This window comes from Nakamurella aerolata, from assembly GCF_013002705.1.
GTDB classification, from domain to species: Bacteria; Actinomycetota; Actinomycetes; order Mycobacteriales; family Nakamurellaceae; genus Nakamurella; species Nakamurella aerolata.
On sequence record NZ_JABEND010000012.1, the window covers coordinates 48,875 to 70,391 of the forward strand.

General features: G+C 69.4%; 6 protein-coding genes (1 of these 6 only partly in view). All 6 read right to left on the bottom strand.

The window, feature by feature from the left end; genetic code table 11:
• Tightly spaced (each overlapping or abutting the next), the 6 genes in view from HKD39_RS16840 to HKD39_RS16865 form a layout consistent with a single transcriptional unit that may run on beyond the window.
• A complete protein-coding gene (locus HKD39_RS16840; RefSeq protein ID WP_171201036.1) occupies positions 1-3,378 on the bottom strand; it encodes an amino acid adenylation domain-containing protein in 3,378 nt (1,125 codons plus the stop codon).
• Positions 3,375-9,320, bottom strand: coding sequence for a non-ribosomal peptide synthetase/MFS transporter (locus HKD39_RS16845; RefSeq protein WP_171201037.1), 5,946 nt, complete (start codon positions 9,318-9,320; stop codon positions 3,375-3,377). The genes HKD39_RS16840 and HKD39_RS16845 overlap by 4 nt, the downstream gene beginning before the upstream one ends.
• Entirely contained in the window at positions 9,317-11,056 is a 1,740-nt protein-coding gene (locus HKD39_RS16850) for a condensation domain-containing protein (protein WP_171201038.1), read from the bottom strand. Before HKD39_RS16850 ends, HKD39_RS16845 begins: the two co-directional genes overlap by 4 nt.
• Positions 11,053-17,448, bottom strand: coding sequence for a type I polyketide synthase (locus tag HKD39_RS16855; protein ID WP_171201039.1), 6,396 nt, complete (start codon positions 17,446-17,448; stop codon positions 11,053-11,055). The genes HKD39_RS16850 and HKD39_RS16855 overlap by 4 nt, the downstream gene beginning before the upstream one ends.
• Entirely contained in the window at positions 17,445-21,398 is a 3,954-nt protein-coding gene (locus HKD39_RS16860) for a non-ribosomal peptide synthetase (RefSeq protein WP_171201040.1), read from the bottom strand. Before HKD39_RS16860 ends, HKD39_RS16855 begins: the two co-directional genes overlap by 4 nt.
• A protein-coding gene (locus tag HKD39_RS16865; RefSeq protein WP_171201041.1) for a lantibiotic dehydratase crosses the window boundary here: on the bottom strand, positions 21,395-21,517 show its 3' end. 2,238 nt of this gene lie beyond the right edge of the window; only the last 123 of its 2,361 coding nucleotides appear in the window; its start codon lies beyond the right edge, outside the window; the stop codon is at positions 21,395-21,397. The genes HKD39_RS16860 and HKD39_RS16865 overlap by 4 nt, the downstream gene beginning before the upstream one ends.

A 21,517-nucleotide genomic window follows, 5' to 3' on the forward strand; every position in this document is an offset into this window, starting at 1 on the left:
TCAGCCCCCACCGGCTCGGGCCGCCGCGGCGACCGAGTTCAGCGACCCCGCCGGACCCTGCGAGTCGCGGGGTTCCACGGCGCGGTCTGAGTCTTCGGGGCCGTCGGGGGTTTCGAGACGGTGAGAGTCGCCGGCACCTTCGTCGACTGTCGGCAACAACTGCTGGAGCACCGCCACCGTCTCACGCGGCCGGCTCTGCGGGAACAGGTGCCCACCGTCGGCGAGGCGCAGCTGTCGTTCGGCGTGCCACGGCTGTATCCCGGCGACGGTCGCGGCGATCGGGTCGTCGTCGGCGTTGACCTCCCAGACCCGCACGCCGGCCGCGGTTCCGGTGACGTCCGCCGGTCCGTCCGCAGCGCCGATCAGCCCGAAGCCGCTGTCGGCCCGCTCGGGGTCGGCCGCAGCCTCGAGTTGATCGAGCAGATAGTCGTTGGCCTGCAACGAATCATGCCGGTACACCGCGCCGAGCCGCCGCTGCTGCTCGACGGTCAACGCACCGGACCGCAGGTCGATCCCCTGTTGCGCGGCGACGATGCCGGCGAGCTCGTCGTCATCGCGCACCGCGAACACCGCACGTTCCCGGAGCAGCGCCGGAGTCGTCCGCTCCGGCTGCGCGGCCATCACCACCGCCCGCACCGTCGGCACCGCGCGGCGCAACTGCACGGCCAGCGCTGCACCGTCGCAGTGTGCCCACAGCACCACGGGGCCGGACCGGGCCGCCAGCGCTTCGGTCAATGCCTGCGCCGCCGCGGCCAATGGCACGGTAGCTCCGTCGACGCTCACGTCGTGACCTGGCAGCCGCGCGGCGAGCAGATCCCACTGCGGAAAAGCTTCGGCGAACGGCGCCGCCAGCGGCTGTGCCGCCATCGCCGAACCGGCAGCCGGCGGCAGAAAGATCAGCGCGGGCGCGCGGTCGGAACCTGGCCCGGCCAGGTGCAGCAGCTCGGCTCGCGCCGGTGCCGATGCCTGGGCACCACCGGCGGCCAGCCGGTCGACATGCGCCGCCAGGTTCGCCAGCACCGGGTGGCGGAGCAGATCGTCGATTCCGATCAACCCGTCGAGTGCCGCAACCGCGCGCAGCGCCCGCATCGACGTGCCGCCGAGGGCGAAGAAGTCGGCGTCGGCGCTTACCGCCGACACCGGAATCTGCAACGCCTGCGCCCAGGCTCCGGCCAGGACGGCTGCGGTGCCGGCGAGTGCCGGGTCGCCGACGCTGTCGCTCCGGCCGGCCCCGGTGGGCTCGCCGCCGCCCTGGCCCGTGGAATCGGTGGCCTGCTGCCTGGCTCGCGCGGCCAACGCCACCCGGTCGACCTTGCCATTGTTGTTGAGGGGCAAGTCGTCAACAAAGGTGATGGTGGTCGGCACCGCGCCCCGCGGCAGCCGGCGACTCAGCTCGGCGCGCCAGGCCGGCACGTCGATCATCACTCCCGGGTCGGCGACGACGAACGCCGCGAGTTGCTTGGTGTTGCCCGACGGCACGGTCACCACCGCGGCGGCCCGAATGCCGTCCGTCGCGCGCATCCAGTGCTCGATCTCCCCCAGCTCGAGCCGGATGCCACTGATCTTGACCTGGTGATCACGCCGGCCGTGGAACTCCAGCACCCCATCGGCGCGCCAACGCCCGAAGTCGCCGGAGCGGTAGATCCGCTCGCCGGGCCGGATCGGATCGTCGGCGAAGGCGGCTGCGGTGCGAGCCGGATCGCCGAGATAGCCGACGCCGACACAGATTCCGGAGAACACGATCTCCCCCACCGCCCCCGGCAGCGCCAATCGATCAGCCGCGTCGAGCACATAGACAGTCACGTTGCCCAGCGGCCGACCGATCATCACGGTGGGGCCGGCCGGCGGCTGCGTCAAGATCTCATGGTTGGTGTCGTCGGAGGCTTCCGTCGCGCCGTAGGCGTTGATCAGCGTCCGGCCAGGGAGCGCCCGGAAGAAGCGGGTGACCAGATCTTTGCTGATCGCCTCCCCCGTCACCGAGACACACCGCAGTTGACTCAGTAGCTGCACCTCGTCCGGCTTGGCGAGCAGATGGGTGAGCAACACGTCAAGATAACTCGGCACGAACTGCGCCACCGTCACCCCGCGGCGCTGCAAGATCCGCAGCATCGTCGGCACATCCATCAGATCTTGATGGTCAAGCACAACAACGTGAGCACCGGTCAGCAACGGTGCAGCGAACTGCCACAGCGAAATGTCGAAGGTGGCCTGGGTCGCCTGTAACACCACATCGTTCTCGGTGAGTGCGCAGTCATCGACCTTGGCGTACAAGTGATTCAGCAGGCCGGCGTGTGAGCAGACGGCGCCCTTGGGAAGTCCGGTCGAACCCGAGGTGTAATACACGTAGGCCGGGCTCTCACGATCCTGCGGTGCCGGCACCGGACCACGTCCCGGGGCGGGCGCGAGGGCAGCTGCACCGCCAACCTTGTCTGCGAACGCCTCGTCGACAATCAGGACGGCACCGGCGCGGGCAATCAGATCGCGTTGCCGGTCGGCCGGGCCACCCACCTCCAGCGGCAGGTACACGGCCCGGTGGTCCAACACCGCGATCACGGCGGCGATCCACTCCGGACCGCGCGGCAGCCTGATCGCCACCACATCCCCCGGCGCCACCGCTGCGTCGGCCAGCGCCGCTCGGAAGCGGTGCACCAGGCTCGCCAGCTCGCGGTAGCTCACCTCCCGGTCGCGATGCCAAATCGCAATTCGATCGGGGTGCGCGGCCGCGGCGGCCAGGATCAACGCTGCCGCCGGTTCGTCCGGCAACTGGCGGTGTTTGCCGGTGCCGATCTCGAGCAACCGTTCCCGGTCGTTGACGGTACCCAGATAGCTGGTGCCGACCGTGCCCGAGGACGGTGTCGACTCCTCATTCGTTGCCGTCGGCGCGGCCGGGAGGGCAGCTGCGGCTGCGGACCACCGATCGGCGAACTGCCCGAGCTGGCGTTCGTCCCACAGCTCCGCGGCCACCGTCACTTCCAGCTCGGGGCCGGCCAGCCGGACCTGCAATCCGGGTTGCCGCAAGGTAAATGCCGACGCCGGCCGATCGATGCCGGCGGCCGTCAACGCGTCGGCCACCGCGGTGCACCACTGCGGCCACGCCCCGCCCGGTGTCCCCGCGACCACCATCGGTGCGCGGGCGTCGAGGTGAAGTTCGGCGCACACCGACTCCTCCCCGGTCAGCGCGGCCAGTACCGCGAGGTAGGACGCGAGGGCAGGGGCCAGCGGCTGCTGTGGCCGGCCGGCCATCGCCCGGGACAGTGGGCCGGGCAGGGCCGCCGCCTGCGTCAACGTGCCGGTACCGCCGATGGTGAAGGGGCGCAACGCTGTCGGTTCCATGCCGGGCGCGTTGGACGCCGGCCCGACGAAGACGGGTTCGCTCATCGGTCATCCTTCCCTGCGCTGGCCAGGACGGGTTGCTTGGACTCCCGCCGGTGCCGGCCACCACTCGGCCGGGCGCCGCGCAGGGACGCCGGGCTCGGCCCGCCGTCGCCGTCGGTGCTGCTGCCGTTGCTGCCGGTGTTGCTATCGCTGCCGCCGTCGCTGTGAGACCGCAACTCGGCGACACCGATCAGGTCGTCCGGCTCGGAGTCGGGCAAGCGGGTGTCGAGGTCGCGCAACCGCGGGATCATCAGCGCCACAACGGCATTGAGCAGCATGCCGAGCCCACACACCACATAGGCAAGGCCGATCCCGCGGCCCTCGCCGGTGCCCACCAGCTGGCCGACCGAGCCGGCCAGCGCACCGCCGGGATCGACCGCCGGCTGAAAGACGTGGTCGACCAGCCACGGGGTCACGGCGAAACCGAGGGGAAAGGTCGACCAGGCGATGGTCTGGTTGACCGCGAACACCCGGCCGTGGAAGCGCTGTGGCACCTTGATCTGCACCGTTGTGAGATAGATGCCGTTGGCGATGCCGAGAGCACACGCGGTGCCGAACAGGCCGATCATCACCACAACGATCGAAGGTCGTGACCCGGCCACCATCACCATCACGCCGGCCGCCGCGATGAACAGAATGTTGACCACCATTCGGCGCCGGCCCGGGCCACCCCACAGTCCCATGATCGCGCCGCCGGCCAGGGCTCCGATGGCCTCGACCACGGCCACCCTCCCGACGTCGCCGAGGTCACCGCCCATGCCGAGCACCAGCGGCGCGGTGAAGAGCAAAGCCGGTGCGTACAGAAGGTTGCCGAGGCCGAAAAAGATCAGCATGGCCCGGAAATAGCGATTGCCCCAGGTGAGTCGCAGACCGCCGAGCAGCTGCTCGGAGAAGGTTTCCCGGCGCCGCCGGCCCATTCTTCTGGGAAACTTCACCACCAGCAGCACCGAGATGGCGAGCAGGTAGCTGACCAGGTCGATCACCAGGATGCCCCGCAGCCCGATCAACCCGAGCAGGCCGGCGGCGACCAGCGGGATGAACAACTGACCTGCCCCGTTGATGATGCCGATCACGCCGTTGGCGTGGCCGAGGAACCGCTTCGGCACAATCTGCGGCACCGCCGCCGTAAAGGTGAGCCGCTGCACCGTACCTGCACAACTGAGTACGAAGACCAGCACGTAGAGGGCGATCACCGAATCGGTCTCGGCCAGTACAAAGCCTGCCACCAGCAGCTCGGCCACCGCCGAGATGCACGAGGCGGTGAGAATCACCTTGCGCCGGTCGAAGCGGTCGGCCCAGACACCGGCGAGCGGGCTGGCCAGAATCACCGGCAAGAATGCCACGATGCTGGTGATACCGAACAGGCCCAGCGATCCGGTGCGTTGCAGGATCCAGATCGGCAGAGCCCAGCCAGTGAGTTGCGATCCGATGGTCGAGGTGAGCTGCCCGATGGCGATCAGCAGGAACCGCCGCATGCTCGGTTCCACCACGCCGACCGCATCGTCGGGACCGCGCGTGGTGCGGCCGCGGGCCGCGTCCCGATCGTTCTTGCCGGCGTGCGCGAGCGTTGCCGCACCGCGGTCGGAGACCACCTCGGTGCCGGCACCGCGCCGGCCGACCGCCTCCACCCACCAGGCATCGGAGTCGCCGAATGCCTCCGGCTCGGTCGCGGCGCTGGACGGCGCAGTGGTCTGCGGTGATCCGGTAGCCGGCGTGGTGGCGGCGCCATCCGACAGGCGCTGCCCGGCGAGTTGCGGGTGCACGCTGGTGACGATGTCGACAAGTTCGGCGGCGCGGTACTTGAGGAAGAAGTGGCCGGCTTCCGGCAGCACCACAAGGGCGGTGCGGTCGGCCAGGAACTCCCATTCCCTGAAGCGTTCCTGGTAGAACTCCGTCACCGGGTCACGTTCGCCGACAACGCTGATGATCGGTGCGCTGAGCCGCGGCGGGTTGCTGTCCAGCAGCTGGGTGAAGTGTTCCTCGGCGTGGTCGGAATCCCGCCGCATGTTGGTGATGATCCGGTCGACCTGCGCTTGGTCCAGATCGTCAAGATCGACGCCCATCGACTTCAACCAGTTGCTGTGCGACCGGTTGGAGGCGCGCTCGGAGAACCAGTGGGTCAGCTTGGCGAACCGCCCGCGGGCTCTGGCGAACGGGAAGATGCCGCCGACGTAGACGGCCTCGATGTCCCGCCCTGCCGCCTCCAGCCGCCGCGCCACCTCGATGATCAACGCTCCGCCGACGCCGCAGTGGCCGTACAGCACTACAGGGCCGGTCACCTTCTCCAGCACCTCGTCCGTGCACCGCTGGGCCAACTCGTCGAATGGCAGACCCTGTTCGTCGAGGCCGACATCGTGGCCGGGTATCGCCACCGCCCACAGCGCATGCGATTCGGGCAGCTGGTCGGCCAGCGGTTGATAGACCGCCGCCGATCCCCCGCCGTACGGTACGCACACCAGCGAAAGTTCCGTCGCGGCAACCGATCGACCACGAGTCAGCTGGTAGAGCAGCCCGCGTTCGGTCGGCGTGTCACTGTCGAACAGCGCGGCCAGCTTCTCGACCGTCGGGTGCTGGAAGATGTCCATCACCCCGACCTGTACGCCGTGCGCTTCGGCGACCGGACGCAGCTTGGCGACCACCTGGGTGGCCAGCAGCGAATGCCCACCGATCGCGAAGAAATCGTCGCCGGCGCCCACTTGTTCGATACCGAGCACCTCGGCCCAGATCCCGGCGATCTGTTGTTGCAGCGCTGTTGACGGCGCGACGTATTCGGTGCCGGCGCCCGCGATCTCGGGCAACGGCAGGCCGGCTCGATCGAGTTTGCCGTTGGGCGACAACGGAAGTGCTGCGATGCTGACGAAGTGGTTCGGCACCATGTGGCTGGGCAGTTCGGCACCCAGTGCCGTGCGCAGGGCCACCGGATCGATCTCGGCGGCCGGGTCGGCAACCGCGTACCCGACCAGCCGGTAATCGCCAGGAGCGACCTCCTTGACCGCCGCGGCGGCGGCCGACACCCCTGGCTGGGCGGCCAGCGCGTGTTCGATCTCGCCGAGTTCGATCCGGAGCCCGCGCAGCTTGACCTGTCCGTCGAGCCTGCCGTGAAATTCCAAGGTGCCGTCGGCGCGCCAGCGGGCCTGATCGCCGGTGGCGTACCAGATTCGATGCCCTTGCCCGTCGTCCGGGCCGGCCCGGAACCGTTCGGCGGTGAGCTCTTCCCGGTTCAGGTAGCCGCGGGCCACCTGGGTGCCGCCGATGAGTAGTTCGCCGAAGGCACCGACGGGAACCTCGCTGCCGGTGGCGTCGACCAGCCGGATGGTGGTGTTGGCGACCGGGCCCCCGATGGGGACCCGGCCGATGCGCGCCACCAGCTCCGGTCGGTAGCGCCAGGCCGTGACGTCGACGGCGGCTTCGGTTGGGCCGTAAAGGTTGTGCAACTCCACACCGGGCAGCAGCCGCGCCGTCTTCTCCGCGGTGTCCGGACGGAGCTCCTCCCCGGAACACACCACCGCGCGCAGTGCGGTCGGCTGCTGCTCCGGTGCCGCGGCAAGGTCGCCGAGGAAGATCTCGAGCATCGACGGAACGAAGTGGGTGACGCTGACCCCGCGCCGGCGGATCACGTCGGCAAGGTACCCGGGGTCGCGGTGACCACCTGGCTCGGCCAGTACCAGCTCGGCCCCGAAGATCAAGGGCCAGAAGAACTCCCATACGGACACGTCGAAGCTGGCCGGTGTCTTCTGCAGGACAACATCGGTAGCACCGAGACCGAAGCGCTGTTGCATCCACAGCAGCCGGTTGACGATGCCGTGGTGCTCGTTGATGACACCCTTGGGTTTTCCGGTGGAGCCCGAGGTGTAGATCAGGTATGCGGCGTCGCCCGGCGCGATCGGAGCGGACGCTGCCGCCGGAGAGCTCCCCGTCCCGGCGTCGGAGGCCCCGCCATCGCCGGCCCCGGCCCCGGCCCCGACCCAGGCATCGGCATCGGCATCGGCATCGGCATCGGCATCGGCATCGAAGATCCCGGCCAGATCCATCAGGGCGAGCGTGCCGGAGCGGTCGGCAGCGCCGCGAAGCTGCCCGATCGGGCCGCCGTCCCCGGCGCGGAGCAGGGCAACGGCTTGGGAGTCGTCCAGCATGAACCGCAGCCGGTCCACCGGGTATTCGGGATCGAGCGGAAGGTAAGCAGCGCCGGCACGCAGAATGCCCACCAGCCCCGCCACCAGCTCGAGCGAGCGCTCGATCCCGACCGCGACGACGTCGCCGGGGCGGACGCCCGTGTCGCTCAGCAGCCGGCGCACCCGATCGGCGGCGCGGTCGAGTTCGGCGAAGCTGCAGCTGCGGGTGGCAATCGCCTCGTGTCCGCTGTCGGCGATCACGGTGGCGTCTGGGTGTTCGGCCAATCCCCGGTCGATCAGCTCCGTGAGCGTTACCGGCTGATCGATGAAAGGTGTTGCGGTGTCGTTGAATTCGGCGAGCAACCGGCGCTGCTCGGCACCCAGCCAGCTAAGTTCTCCGATCCGGCGATCGGCGGCTGCCGGCAGCTGGTCGACGATGGCAACAAAGGTCTGGACGAATTGGCCGATGGTGGTGTCGTCGAACAGGTCGGGGTTGGCGACGATCCGGCAGCCCATACCGCCGCCGGGAACGTCGTGCGCATGCAGTTCGATGTCGAACCGGGTGGCAGCGACGTCGACCGGCTGCCAACCGACGGAACGTTCGGCCACCGCGCCGTTACCGTCGAATCTGGCGTAGTTCTGCAGCACGAACATCGCCTGGAACAGTGGCGATCTGGACGGGTCGCGCGGGAGATTCAGCTGCTGCACCACCTGCTCGAACGGCACGTCGTCACGGTCGAGTGCTTGCAGCACCTCGGTTCTGGTGCGGGCCAACAGCTCGCCGACGGTAGGATCGCCGGTGAGGTCGGCCCGCAACGGCATCATGTTGACGAACATGCCGACCACGTCGTCCAGGTCGGGATAGCTGCGGCCGGCAACCGGACTGCCGACCGCGAACTCACGCTGCCCGGCAAAGCAAGAGAGGGCGAGCTGATAGGCCGTCAACAGCACCATGAACGGTGTGCAGCCGTGTTGTCGGCCCAACGCCGTCAACCCGACGCACTGCTCGGGGGTCAGCGAGAAGCGTTGCTCCGCACCACGAAACGTCTGCTCCGCCGGGCGCGGGCGATCGGTGGGCAGGGTGAGTACCGGGATCCCGGTCAGGTGCTCGGCCCATTGCTCGACGCGTCGCCGCATGCCAGGGGTGCCCAGTTCGCCCCTTTGGAACTCGGCAAAGTCGCTGTACTGCACCGGGTCCGGCGCGTCGTCAGCAGTGATCGCCGACTGTTCGGCGGCGTACCGCTCGGCCAGCTGGCCGGTAAGGATGTCGTTCGACCAACCGTCGGTGACGATGTGGTGCAGCGCGAGCACCAGGTACGCCTTCGCGGCGCCCGGCACGGTGATCAGCTCAGCGTGCAGCAGCGGAGCGGACCCCAGATCGAACGGGCGGGCCGCCACTTCGTCGGCTCGGGCCAGCGCCGCGTCCTCACAGGTAGCCACGCTCTGCGCCATCAGGTCGTCGAAGCGTGCATCCCGCGCATCGGCGATCACCGCGGCCGGCTTGCCGTCGGCGGTGGGCGGGAAGCTCATCCGCAGCGCGTCGTGCCGAGCCACCAGCCAGCGCAACGCCCGGCGCAACGCGGCAGCGTCGAGGTCTTCGGCCGGGAAGGTGAGCACCTGGGCCGAATGGTAGGCGGCGGTTCCTGGGGCCAGTTGCTCCATGAACCACACCCGCTCCTGAGCGAACGAGAGCTGAGCCGGAGCGGTGCGCCGGGGAATCCGGCGGGGTGCCGGTCGGCTTCCGGCCGCGGCCTGGCCGGCCTTGGCCAGCTTGCGCCGCAACAGTTCCCGCTGCGCGTCGCTGAGGCCGGCGGCGGCCTGGTCGATGCTCATGGAGTGGCTCCCCGTTCTTCGGCGGCCAGCTCCCCGGCGAGCGCGGCCGCCTCGGTGTCGGACAAGGCGGAGAGCTCGGCGAGCATGGCCCGGCCGAGCGCAGCGGCGATGCCGGCCACCGTGGTGTCGTCGAAGAACTCCGCGATCGGCAGATCGACGTCGGCGGCTTCCCGCAGCCGGGCAATGACCCTGAGCGCGAGCAGCGAGTGACCGCCGAGCAGGAAGAAGTCGTCGCTGCGGTCGACGGTGTCGACCTCAAGCACATCCATCCAGATCCTGGCGACCAGCTGCTCCAGATCGTCCTGCGGCGGCCCCGGTTGGTGTGCGATCTTGTCGGCGGACTTGCCTGCCGGTACCGACTCTTGCTCCGCTTCGACCGGGATCCCTGGCACCGGGCGGACCGGTGCCGGCAGGCTGCTGAGCCTGCGGTCCGGATCGCCGACGACAACACCGACAAGGTCAAGCAGCGCTGTCGCGACCTGCCGTACGGTCTGCTCGGTGAACAGCGCGGTGTTGTATTCCAACCGGACCGCGGTGTCACCCACCTCGCACAGCAGGTCGTCCTCCGCGGCTCCGGCCGACGTCGGCAACGTCATCGGAATGAAGTTGAAGCCGATCTGGTACAGCGGCGGAGCCGCTGAGCTGCGGTCGCCGGCGAACTGATGCACTAGCCGCTGAAACGGCATCCGTTGATGCTCAAGGGAATCCAGCGTCACCGCGCGCAGCCGGGTCAGCAGTTCACCGAACGTCGGGTCGCCGCTGGCATCGACCCGCAACACGATCATGTTGACGAACATGCCGACCACAGGTTCCAGGTCAGCACGGTCCCGGCCACTTACCGGTACCCCGATGGCAAAGTCGTCACTGTCCGACCACCTGGCTACCACCGCGGCCAGCGCCGAGCACCACACCATGAACTCGGTGGCGCGGAACTGCCTTGCCAGATCGGCAACACCGGCCCGGAGCGCGGGATCGGGCCGTACCACCACCTCGTCCCCGGCGAAGGTACGTTCGTCCGGGCGGGGGCGGTCCAGCGGAATACGGTGCGTTGCAGGAAGATCGGCGAGCTGACGGCTCCAGAACGCATCTAGTTCCGGCAGCTCCGCCTGCAACTGCTGCCGGTACCACTCGGAGTAGTCGGCATATTGGATGGGCAATTCGGGTAACTCGGGCTCACGTCCGGCCCGCGCGGCCGACACCAGCTCGGTGAGTTCTCCGCGCAGAGTCAGCACCGAAGCCGCATCCATCACGGTGTGATGCACCGACCAGCTCAGCCCGGCTCCGTCCTGACCGGCAATCACCGCCGCCTGCAGCAGCGGAGCGCTGTGCATCGGGATCTCTTGCTCAGCAACCCAGGCGTGCACCCTGCCGAGCAGCGGTCGGATGCTCTCGAACGGCAGATCGGCGTAGTCCCAATAGGAAATCGGTACCTCGACGCGGCCAGAGACACGCTGCAGCAGCACGCCGTCGTCGACCGTGAAGGCGGTGCGCAGGCTCTCATGGCGCGTCAGCACCGTCTGCAGTGCGTCGATCAGCGCGTCGGCGTCGGCAGATTCGTAGAACCAGAGCTGATCGTTGATCCGATACTGCGCGCCCGGGGCCAGTTGGCTTGCCAGCCAGATCCGCTCCTGGGCCGGTGACGCCGGGGTGGCGAAGTCGGGCAGGCCGGTGTTGACCGTCAACCAGACCTGCTGGGGCACATACGCTTCGGGTGAGGTGATATCCGGATTGTTCACCGTCGACTCGATTCAGTTGCGGCCAGGTTGGCACGGTCAAGGCGAGGGATAGCCGTATTCGGCTGTGGGGCGACGGTTTCCGCGGAGTTGGCCGCCGAGCCGGCGTCGCCGTGGTTGCCGGGTTGTGCGCCCGGCGTCGGCTGCGCGTCCGGCGTGGGCTGCGCACCGGCCTGACCGGCTCTGACCAGCTCGGCCATGTCCGCCACCGACGGCGTGTCGAACAGGGCCCGCATCGGCAGCCGCACCCCAAGACGCTTGCGGATCTGGCCGATCAACTGCACCGCCACCAACGAGTTGCCGCCCAGGTCGAAGAAGTTGTCGTTTGCCGCCACCTCGTCGATCCCCAGCACCTCTGCCCAGATCGTCGCCACCGACGCGACCAGATCGTCGGAATCCGTAGCGGTTTCGGAATCCGTCGCAGTCGCGGGCGCCGCAGCGGATTCGGACCCCGCAACGGTTTCGGATGGTGCCGACGGGTCAGCGTTTGGCGCAGCGGCCGTGGTGGTCGTGGCAGCAACTCCTGCTTCCGGCGGTTGTTCGCCACCGTTCGCCGGGGATTGCGGACCGACCGCGGCGGTGGCCGCAACCGGGGCGACTGCCTCCGCCTGTTGCGCCGCTCCGACTGGGTTGTGGCTGTCGGCGGCCGGCGGCGCCTGGACCGCCGGGGTGCCGACCGCCGGATCAGCGGGCACTGTCGGGGGTGTGCCCGGGATGCCGTCGTCCGGTACCGACCCGTGCACCCGGATCATCATTTCCCGCACCGACCATGGGTTGATCACCACCTGCGGTCCCCATTCCCTGGACAGCAGCCATTCGAACACCTGCATGCCCTGTTGCGGTGCGATCCGGCCGGGGCTGCGATCGACGTCGAGCATCGAGAGCGCCTCCGAGAACAGCCGGTCGGCGGCCTTGCCCTTCGCCCTCGCACCGGAACCGGCGACGGCGGGGCCGCCGTCCGGCGACGCGTCGGCGCCGCTGCCCGGCCCGGTTTCGGGGTCCGGCACGGCGACAACCTCGGCCCCCACCGCTGCCGGATCGATGCGGCGCAGCGTGAAGTCTTTGATGGAAACGGCAACGGTGCCGTCCGGACCGACCACCGTCACGTCGGTGGTGACGACCTCGTCCGGTTCGCCGTGGTAGGTCAGCACGCTGAACCCGTCGGGTCCGATGGGACCCCACACCGTCACTTCTCCGTAGCCAAGTGGCAGGTAGCTGCCGGTCCCGCGCTGGCCGAACGCGGTCGCCACGTCCAGCAGTGCGGGATGCAGCACCCAGTTGTCTTTCTCGCATGCCGCCGGCGCCCGAAGCTCGGCCACCTCGGTGTCGCCATGCTGCCAGCGCCGCTGCAGACTTGCCCATCTCGGACCGAAGGTGACCACGCTGGTCCGCCCGCCGGGTCGCCCGATGCCATCGTCGGTGGACGGCAGCTCCTCCGACGATCCGATGAGCGTGTCGATGTCCATCGGTTCCGGATGTTCAGCCGTCAGCCAGCTGGCGCGGCCCTGTGCGTGCAGGGTGCGCTCGCCGTCGATCTCGGAGTAGACCCGCAGATCGGCGGCGGCGCCGGTGTTGTCGAGCTCCACCTGGACGGTAGCGGTGCGATCCTGCGGAACCCGGAACGGTTCGACGAACGCCACGTCGGCAAGCTGTACGACGGCGCCGGGCGGCCCGGCGACGGTCTCGGCGAATCCGGCGCGCAGCAGCTCGAGCAGGCCGGTGCCGGGAATCACCGGGTCGGAACCGACCTGGTGCTCGGCCAGCATCCAGCAGGTGTCGACGGAGACCTGACCGCTGACAACTCCGATGCTGCCGGCGCCGTGCGGTTTCACCGACGCGGTACGCAGCACCGGATGGTCGACGCGGGTGGTGCGCCGGCCGGGGCCGCCGGTCGCGGTCTCCACCGCCATGCCCACTCCCGACCATCCGCCCCAGTTGACCGAGACCACCGGCCCCGGCCAGTCGTCGGCCTGGGCCTGGGCATCGAGGAACAGATTGCCGGCGCAGTAGTCGATCTGCCCCACGTCACCGGACACCGCGGTGATCGACGAGCACAGCACGACAAACGGCGCCCTGGTCGGTGAATCAGCCGCGAAGGTCCGGCGCACAGCGTTTTTCAGGGCGACGGTGCCGGCGAGCTTCGGTTTCAGGACATCCTCGGCAGCCTCGAAGTCCTTCACCTCGATCATCCCGCCGCCTGGTACCCCAGCCGCGTGAACGATGCCGTCGATACCACCCCACCCGCGGTGCACGTCGCGCAGAGCGGCAGCGACCGAATCCGGGTCGGTGACATCGGCCTGCCGAACCGTGACGGTGCCACCTGCGGCCTCCACCGCCTCGACGACGGCGATGAGGCGGCGCAGCTTGGTGTCTGTTTCGGTAGCCCAGGTCGATCGTGGCGGCAGCGGCGAGCGCGCGAGCAGCGCGACCGAAGCGCCCAGCCTGCAACCCAGGTCAAGAGCCAGCGAGAGGCCGATTCCTCCGGTGCCGCCGGTGATCAGGTAGCGGCCACCGCGCCGCAGGCGGGTGTCCTGCCCGCGGGAGGCGGCAACCTGTGAGAACCGTTTCGTCCAGCGGCGACCGCCCCGGATCGCCACCTCGGCGGGTGCGGTCGGTCGGGCATGGCGGCCGGAGGCGGCGCTGACCGCATCGGGTGCTGCCAGCTCCGCCGCGATGCTTGCCGCACTCGAGTCGGGGTCAACGTCGATGTATCTGGTGTGTATTGACCCGATCTCCAGATCGACGATCTTGGCGAAGGCGGCGAGCGTCGCATGCTCGATATGGCCGGCCTGGGTTCCTGGGGCGGGCAGCGCTGCCGGGGCCAGCAGGTCGAGCCGGAACGTCGGCGGTTCACCGGCCGCGGTGATGAGCTGCAGCAGGGTCAGTACGTCGAAGAAGCCCCTGCGCTGTGCCGCCATGACGGCCGCGGGGTCGTCGCCGGCGGGTACGTCGTCGAGCGTGGCGGCGTGCACTACGTGCACATCGGCCGAGCGCGCGGCACGATCGGTGATCAGCTCGACCAACTCGTCCGGGTACGGATGCTCGGCCACGCTGGGAACGTCGACCGCGGTGACCGATGACCCCGCAGACCGCAACTGTTCCAACAGCTCTCGCACACGCGCGCCTTGCCCGATCAGCACCACCCGCTCCGGAGTTGCCAGCTCGGTCTGCGGCGGCAGCTGCTGCCAGCCGGCCACCGCGAACCAGTCCGACGGCGACGGGAACGGCCCCTCGATGCCGGCCTGCTGCGGTGCGGTGGCCGGCTCCGGTGTCGGCGCCGGCACGTGTTGCCGTTCCGGTTCGCTGACCACGGGGCTGGCCGGCGTACTCGCTCCGGATACCGAGGTCGGCGCGGCGACCGACGGTGAGCCTGCGGTTGCTGTCGGCTGCTGCGTCGCCGGAACGCCGGGCACCGAATCGGCTGCGCCGCTCGGGTTGTGGAGCGTCCCCGACATCGAGTCGGACGGCACTTCGACCGGCATGTCCGCCGTGGCCATATCCTTCGACGGTGCCGGTGCCGGATCCGGATGCACCCAGTGCACGGTGCGTTCGTAGGGGTAGGTCGGCAGCGCGACCGTGCGATAGCCGGCGACATCGCCGGGCACGGTGACATCCCAGCCGTCGCACCACAGCGCTGCGGCCGCTGTGGTGATCTCGGCGACGTCGCTACTGCCGTCCCCGGGGCTGGGCAGCGACGGCAACGGCACCGGGCCCGACCGCGTCTGCATGCGGGCCAGCCCAGCGAGCTGACGGCCGGGGCCGATCTCGAGGAACCGCACCTCGCCGGTAGCGACAACGGTGGCCACTGCATCGGAATACCGCACCGGTCGACGCACCTGCTCGGCCCAGTACCGCGGATCGGTCGCCTGCTGCTCGGTCAGCAGCGCTCCGGTCACCGTCGAGATGATCGGGATCCGCGGAGCAAGCAGCTGAATCTGTTGCAGCGCTTGGGCGAACGGCTCGACGACCGGCTCCATTGCCTGGGTATGGAACGCGTGCGAGGTACGCAGCAGCTTGCCGTGCGCACGCTTGCCCAGTTGATCCAGCCATGCTTCGAGTTGAGCTTTCGGGCCGCCGACGACGCAGGCCGACGGACCGTTGACGGTGGCGACTTCCAGCCCCGTGGGCAGTTGCTCGCGCAGGTCATCCGGCCGCAGGGACACGGCAGCCATGGCACCGCCGGGCATGCCCTGCATCAGGCGGCCGCGCAGGCCGACCATCGTGGCCGCGTCCGCTGTTGACATCACGCCGGCGATCTCGGCTGCGGCGAACTCGCCGATGGAGTGCCCGAGCAGGCCGTGCGGCTCAACGCCACGGCGGCGCCAATACCTGGCCAGCGCAACCTCGAGACAGAACAGCGCGGGCTGGGTGTACTCCGTCTGGCGCAACGTCTCCGCGGCCTGCTGATCGGAAGGATCGGCAAAGATCAGCTCCGCCAGACTGTGCTCGCGCTGGCTGTCGAACAGGGCCGCCAGTTCCCGCATGTCGCTGTCGAAGGCTTGGTCGGCTGCCGCCAGTTCGCGACCCATGCCCGGGTACTGAGAGCCTTGGCCGGAGAGCAGGAACATCACCGGGCGGGGTTGGCTCGGCACCACGCCGGCTGCGCTCGAGTCGGCGAGCACTCCAGCGGCCTGTGCATTGGATGAGCCCGGTGGAATCACCGCCGCTCGCCGGTGGCCGAATCGGCGTCGGCCGTTGGCCAGCGTTGCCGCAATGTCACTGATCGGGATCTCGCGATTGTCGTTGTCGGACAAGAACTCTGCGAGCTGCCGGGTCGAGGCGTCCAGCGCCGGTGCGGTCCTGGCCGAGACCCGCAGCAGCTGCGGCCACTGCACTGCCGGAGCAGACTGGGACTGGGCCTGCGGCACCGACTGGATGGCGGTCACCGACGCGGGCGCGGCCGGCGGCTCTTCAACGATGACGTGCGCGTTGGTGCCGCCGATACCGAACGACGACACACCGGCCCGGCGGGGCCCCTGCTCGAGCGGGTAAGCGCCGAGGGTGCTCGCTACGAAGAACGGGGTGCGCTCGAAGTCGATGGCAGGGTTGGGCTCATCGAAGTGCAGCGAGGGCGGCACGATGCCGGTCTTCACCACCAGCGCCGCCTTGATCAGCGACAACACTCCGGCCGCCTGCGAGCAGTGGCCGATGTTGGTTTTCAGCGAGCCGATGGCGCACCACTGGCTGGGTGCCCCGCCGACGCCGGCGCCGGCGACCGGCGTCCGATCGGGTTGCTGCAGCGGCGATCCCGGGCCCGGCGGGGTGTTGGTGAGGTTGCCGAACGCCTTGGTCAGAGCCTCCACCTCGATCGGGTCACCCATCGCCGTTCCGGTGCCGTGCGCCTCCTGGTACCCGACCGTCAACGGTGAGATGCCCGCGAGCTGGTAGGCCTGTTCGATCACGGCGCACTGGCCCTGCACGCTGGGCGCCGAGAAGCCGACCTTTGTCGCGCCGTCGTTGTTGATGGCGTTACCGCGGATCACCGCATGGATCTGGTCTCCGGCGGCAACCGCATCGGACAATCGTTTCAGCACAACGGCTCCGCAGCCCGATCCCCATACGGTGCCGTTCGCGTCGGCGTCGAACGCGCGCACCTGGCCGACGGCCGAGGTGAATCCGCCGTGCGCCACATACCCTCCGCCGTGCGGCAACTCGATCGATGCGCCACCGGCGATGGCCGCGTCACATTCTTGGTTGCGCAGCGCTTCGCAGGCGGTGTGCACCGCGACCAGCGAGGTGGAGCACGCGGTCGCGACGGTGAGGCTCGGACCGGTCAGGTTGAGGCGGTACGACAGCGATGTCGCGGTGTAATCGGCATTGTTGGACACTGCGATACCCAGGCGGCCGGCGCCGGACCACACCTTCTGGTTCGCCATCAGATTCGTTGTCAGGTAGCCGGGCGAGCCGGCTCCGGCATACACGCCGATTTCGCCGCCGAACCGCGCCGGGTCGATGCCGGCGTCCTGCAGGGCGGTGAAGGCGACCTCAAGCATCATGCGCTGTTGCGGGTCGGCCAGCGCCGCCTCGCGCGGACTCATCGAGAACAGCGGCGCGTCAATGGCATCGACGTCGTCGACAACGTATGCCACCGGGATGAAGTCGGGATGCTCGTACATGTCCGGTTCGGCGCCGAGCTCGCGTTGCGCCTCCATCGAGAATCGGGTGCTGGCGTCGACCCCGTCGCGCAGACTGCGCCAGAGCGCCTGGACACTGTCGGCACCGGCGGTGCGGAGCCCCATTCCGACAATGGCGATCGGTTCGACCTCCGCCGTCAGTTCGGTCGGTACCTGGTCGGCGGCCGGCTGTCCCACGGTGCCGTCGGATTCGGGATCGGGCGACACGGTTCGAAGGCTGACAGGGGCGTAGCCACTGAGGTCGTCGACGACGTCGGTCATTGCTGCCTTCTTTCTTGGTGTTCCTCACTGTTGCGCCCGCCGTCCTGCTGCAGGGCGGCGCGGCTGTGCTGCCGCCGCAGGGCCGCGGCCCTGCGTGAAGTGCCTCGGGCGCCTGGGTCGGCTCCGCGTACCGGAACGGGGACGCTGCCCGCGGTTCGATAGGGGCTCTGCCCGCCTCCGTCGGCCCGGCGTAACAGGAATTCGGCAAGGCCGCGAACCGTGGGAAAGGTGAAGATGTCGACCGCTCGCACCGTCACCCCTGATCGCCTGGTGAGCTCGTCGGCCAGCTCCGCCAGCAACAGCGACGTTCCGCCGAGATCGAAAAAGTTGTCGTCCCAACCGATCTGGGGCGCCGCCGGCTCCGGCAACACCTTCGCCCACACGGAGGCCACCAGCCGAACGGAACGGGCGTACTCGTCCGTCGGCCAACTCAGATCCGGTACTGCGGCGGCTGATTGAGCCAGGCCGGTCGGCGCCGTCGCCTGCCTTGCGGTGGCTGCGGCATCGTCGCTTGGTCGAGCGGCTGATTGACCAGGCGACGATCGACCAGAGGCGGTGGGGACGGTCCGCTCGGTGGCTGCGGTTGCCGCACGGGCACTGATGGCGACCGGCCGGCCGGGTGTACGCCAGACCTCGGGGAATCCCGCTTGGTCGGTGAGCCCGTCGAGTTCGAGAGCACGATCGGGCTCAGCCAGTCCACTGCGCAGGACGGCGGCGGTCGCGCCGGCAAGCGCATCGATGTCGGATGCGGTGAAAAGGTCAACGTTGTACTGCAGGCGCAACCGCGGCCGTCCGGCCGGATCGTTCTCGAAGTAGCAGGTCAGGTCGAACGGCGAACCGGCGGATTCCGGCTCGAGAGGTTGGTCGAGCACACCGGGTAGATCCATCAACGGCTCGGCGAAGTTGTAGGCGTTGTAGACCACCTGAACCAACGTCGCGTGGCCGGGGTCGCGCTGGGCTCCCACCGCGCCGGCGATCTCGGCGAGATCGGCCGCCGGATGGGTCTGTGCCTCGACTGCGGCGCGGTGCGTCCAGCGAACAAGCTGCCGGAAGGTCAGCGCGGGATGCTGGCGCACGCGCAGCGGCACGATGTCGACGAACATCCCGACGATGTCGCGATGCTCGGCCAGTCTGCGGCCGGACAGCACACAGCCAAGCACCCCGTCAGCCGCGCCGCTGGTGGCCAGCACGGCCTGGCTCCAGGCTGCCAGTACCAGCACTCCCGTCGTGGTGTTCCATCCGGCTGCCGCCGCGCCGAGTTGGTCACCCAGCAGCGGGTCAAGCTCGAGAGTGCGCTCCGCGCCCGCAGTTCCGGCGACGGGCGGACGGGGCAGCGTCGACGGCACCACCGGTGCGGTCGGCACGCCGCGCAGCTGGCGCGCCCACCACTGCAAGTCGGCATCGCGGTGCTGCTCGTCGAGGGTGGCGAGTTGGTCGGTGGCGGCGGCGAACTGTAGAGCGGGCGGCGCCGGCTCCGGCTGTTGCCCGACCGCCCATCGGTAACAGGCGGCCAGGTCGGCGAAAAGCGGCTCGATGGACCAGCCGTCGAAGATCAGATGGTGAAAACACAGCACCAGCACCACATCTGCCGCGCCGTCGCGGTACCACTCGGCGCGCCACAGCGGCCCGTCCTGCAGATCGAATCCGCTGTCGGCCGGGGTCACGTGCTCCGGTCCCGTCACCTCGCGCAGCTGCACCACGGGGTCGGCGACCACCACGGCCGTCGGCTCGGCACCGGCGGCGGAGATCCGCCAGCGCAGGACCTCGTGGCGCCGCTGCAGTTGTTGCACGGCCACTGCCATCGCGGCCATGTCAGGGCCGGTCTGGCCCGGTGCCGCGGACAGCCGCCGCTTGCGCTGAATGTTCGCCGATCCATCTCCGGCATTGAGCAGGTCCGCCAGCCACAAACGCCGTTGTCCCTTGGTGAGCCGGGTGACGGCTCTGTCGGTCGTTCGGGCTGTGTCGGTCGTTCGGGCTCCGTCGACCGTGGCAGCACTGTCGGAAGTGGCAGCACTGTCGGGCGTGGCGGCGTTGTCCGAGCCGTTGGAGTTGGTCTGCGCTGCCTCCGGTGTCGGCAGTCCGGCGTCGATCTCGGCCGCGGGGGCGGGTGCCGTGGCGCGGACCGCATCCACCAGCGCACCAAGGGTTCCCGCCCGCAGCACCGCCTCGACCGGGACCCGCCTGCCGACTCTTTCATGCACCGCGCCGACCAGCTGCATGGCGGCAACGGAATGCCCTCCACTGGCCCAGAAGTCGTCGTCCTTGGTCGGCTTCGCCACGCCGAGCACCGACGCCCAGCACTCGGCGACGGCATCCGCGAGCGGATCGGTGGCACCCGCGAACGGATCGACCACACCGGCGTCGCCGGCACCTCCCGGCGCCTCGGCGTGGGCGACCGCGCCGGCCACCGGATCCGCCGAGTTGCTGCCGCCGGCCTTGGACGGGTCGAGACCGAACCGCAGCAGCGCCGTTCTGTCGACCTTGTTGGACACCGTCATCGGGAACGTGTCGACCCGGCGCCACTGGGTCGGCGTCATCGCGGCCGTCAGGCGGTCGGCCGCCCAGTGCTGCAGCTGCGCGGCGTCGGCAGTGCCGGAGAAGAACGCAACCAGTTGCGCGCCACCGGGTCCCTCGACAGTGTCAGCTATCGCCACGCTGACGCCCGGATGCCGGGTGAGCACAGCCTCGACCTCGCCCAGCTCGATGCGCTGTCCACGCACCTTGCGTTGGCGGTCCGCACGACCGAGGTACGACAGTGACCCGTCGGCGTTCCACCGACCCAGATCGCCCGTGCGGTAGCGCGGACCACGGGGGGTATCGACAAATCGTTCAGCAGTGAGTTCTGGGCGTCGCCAGTAGCCGTCGGACAATCCGGCGCCGCCGACCCACAACTCGCCCACCGCACCGGTTTCCAGCACCTCACCGCCCTCGGCCGTCACCTCGACCACAGCGTTGGGAAGCACCGGGCTGATCGGCAGCGGCTGCTCCCAATGACCGCTGGGCCAGCTGGCCGCGACGGCAATGGTGCATTCGGTGGGACCGTAGAGGTTGACGAATCCGCGGTCCGGCCGACTGTCGATCGTCCAGCGGGCGACCTGCTCGGGGCCAGGGGCTTCTGCGCCGGTCTGCAGCACCGCCAGCGTTGGTAGTCGCACCGGGTCCAGCAGCGGCAGCATCGACACCGGCAGGAACATGGTGGTGACTGCCTGCTCGGCGCAGAAGTCTTGAAGCCGCTGGGGATCCGCCCTGGTCGCCGCATCAGGGACCACAACGGTGCCACCGTGGACCAGCGGCAGAAAGATGTCGCTCATCGACACGTCGAAGGTGGGCGAGCAGAAGAGCAGTCCGCGGTCGGTGGCACCGGCGGGCATCAGCCGCCCGAGCGCCCACAGGTAGTTCGCCAATGAATACTGCCGGACCAGAACGCCTTTCGGCGTCCCGGTTGATCCCGAGGTGTACAGCAGGTAGGCACGTCGGTGCGGCGTTTGCCACGACGGTGATCCGGCCGGATCGACGCCGAGCTCGATCGGCACCGGTTGCAGCCCAAGGTCGGCAGCCAGCGCCGGTCGGTCGGTGAGCATCACGCGCGCCTGCGCGTCGGCGGCGATCTCGGCGGCGCGCTGCGTCGCCGATACGTCAACCGGTGTGTAAACGCCGCCACTGGCCATCACCGCGACCGCCGCGACGACCATGTCGACGGTGCGCCCGGTGGCCACCACCACATGTTCCCCCGGTACGACGCCGACCCGCTGCAGCGCTCCGGCCAATCGGGCGGCCCGCTGAACCAGATCCTGGTAGCTCAGCGCAGAGTCGGTGTCCCGCACGGCGACCGCGGTGGGCCGCCGTTCTGCCACGGCCAGGATCGGTGTGAGCACATCGCGGTACGGCGCAGGGTCCAGCGGGCCGTACGCACGGCCGGTACCCGAACCCAGGTGTTGCGTCGTTGTCATGGCATCGCTCGTTCCGCCGTCGGACCACCGTCGGGCAGATAGCGACATTGCAGCCGAACCTCGCTCACGTAGCGACGCCCGTCGGCGTCCGGCAGCCAGTTCGCGTCAAGGTCCGGCAG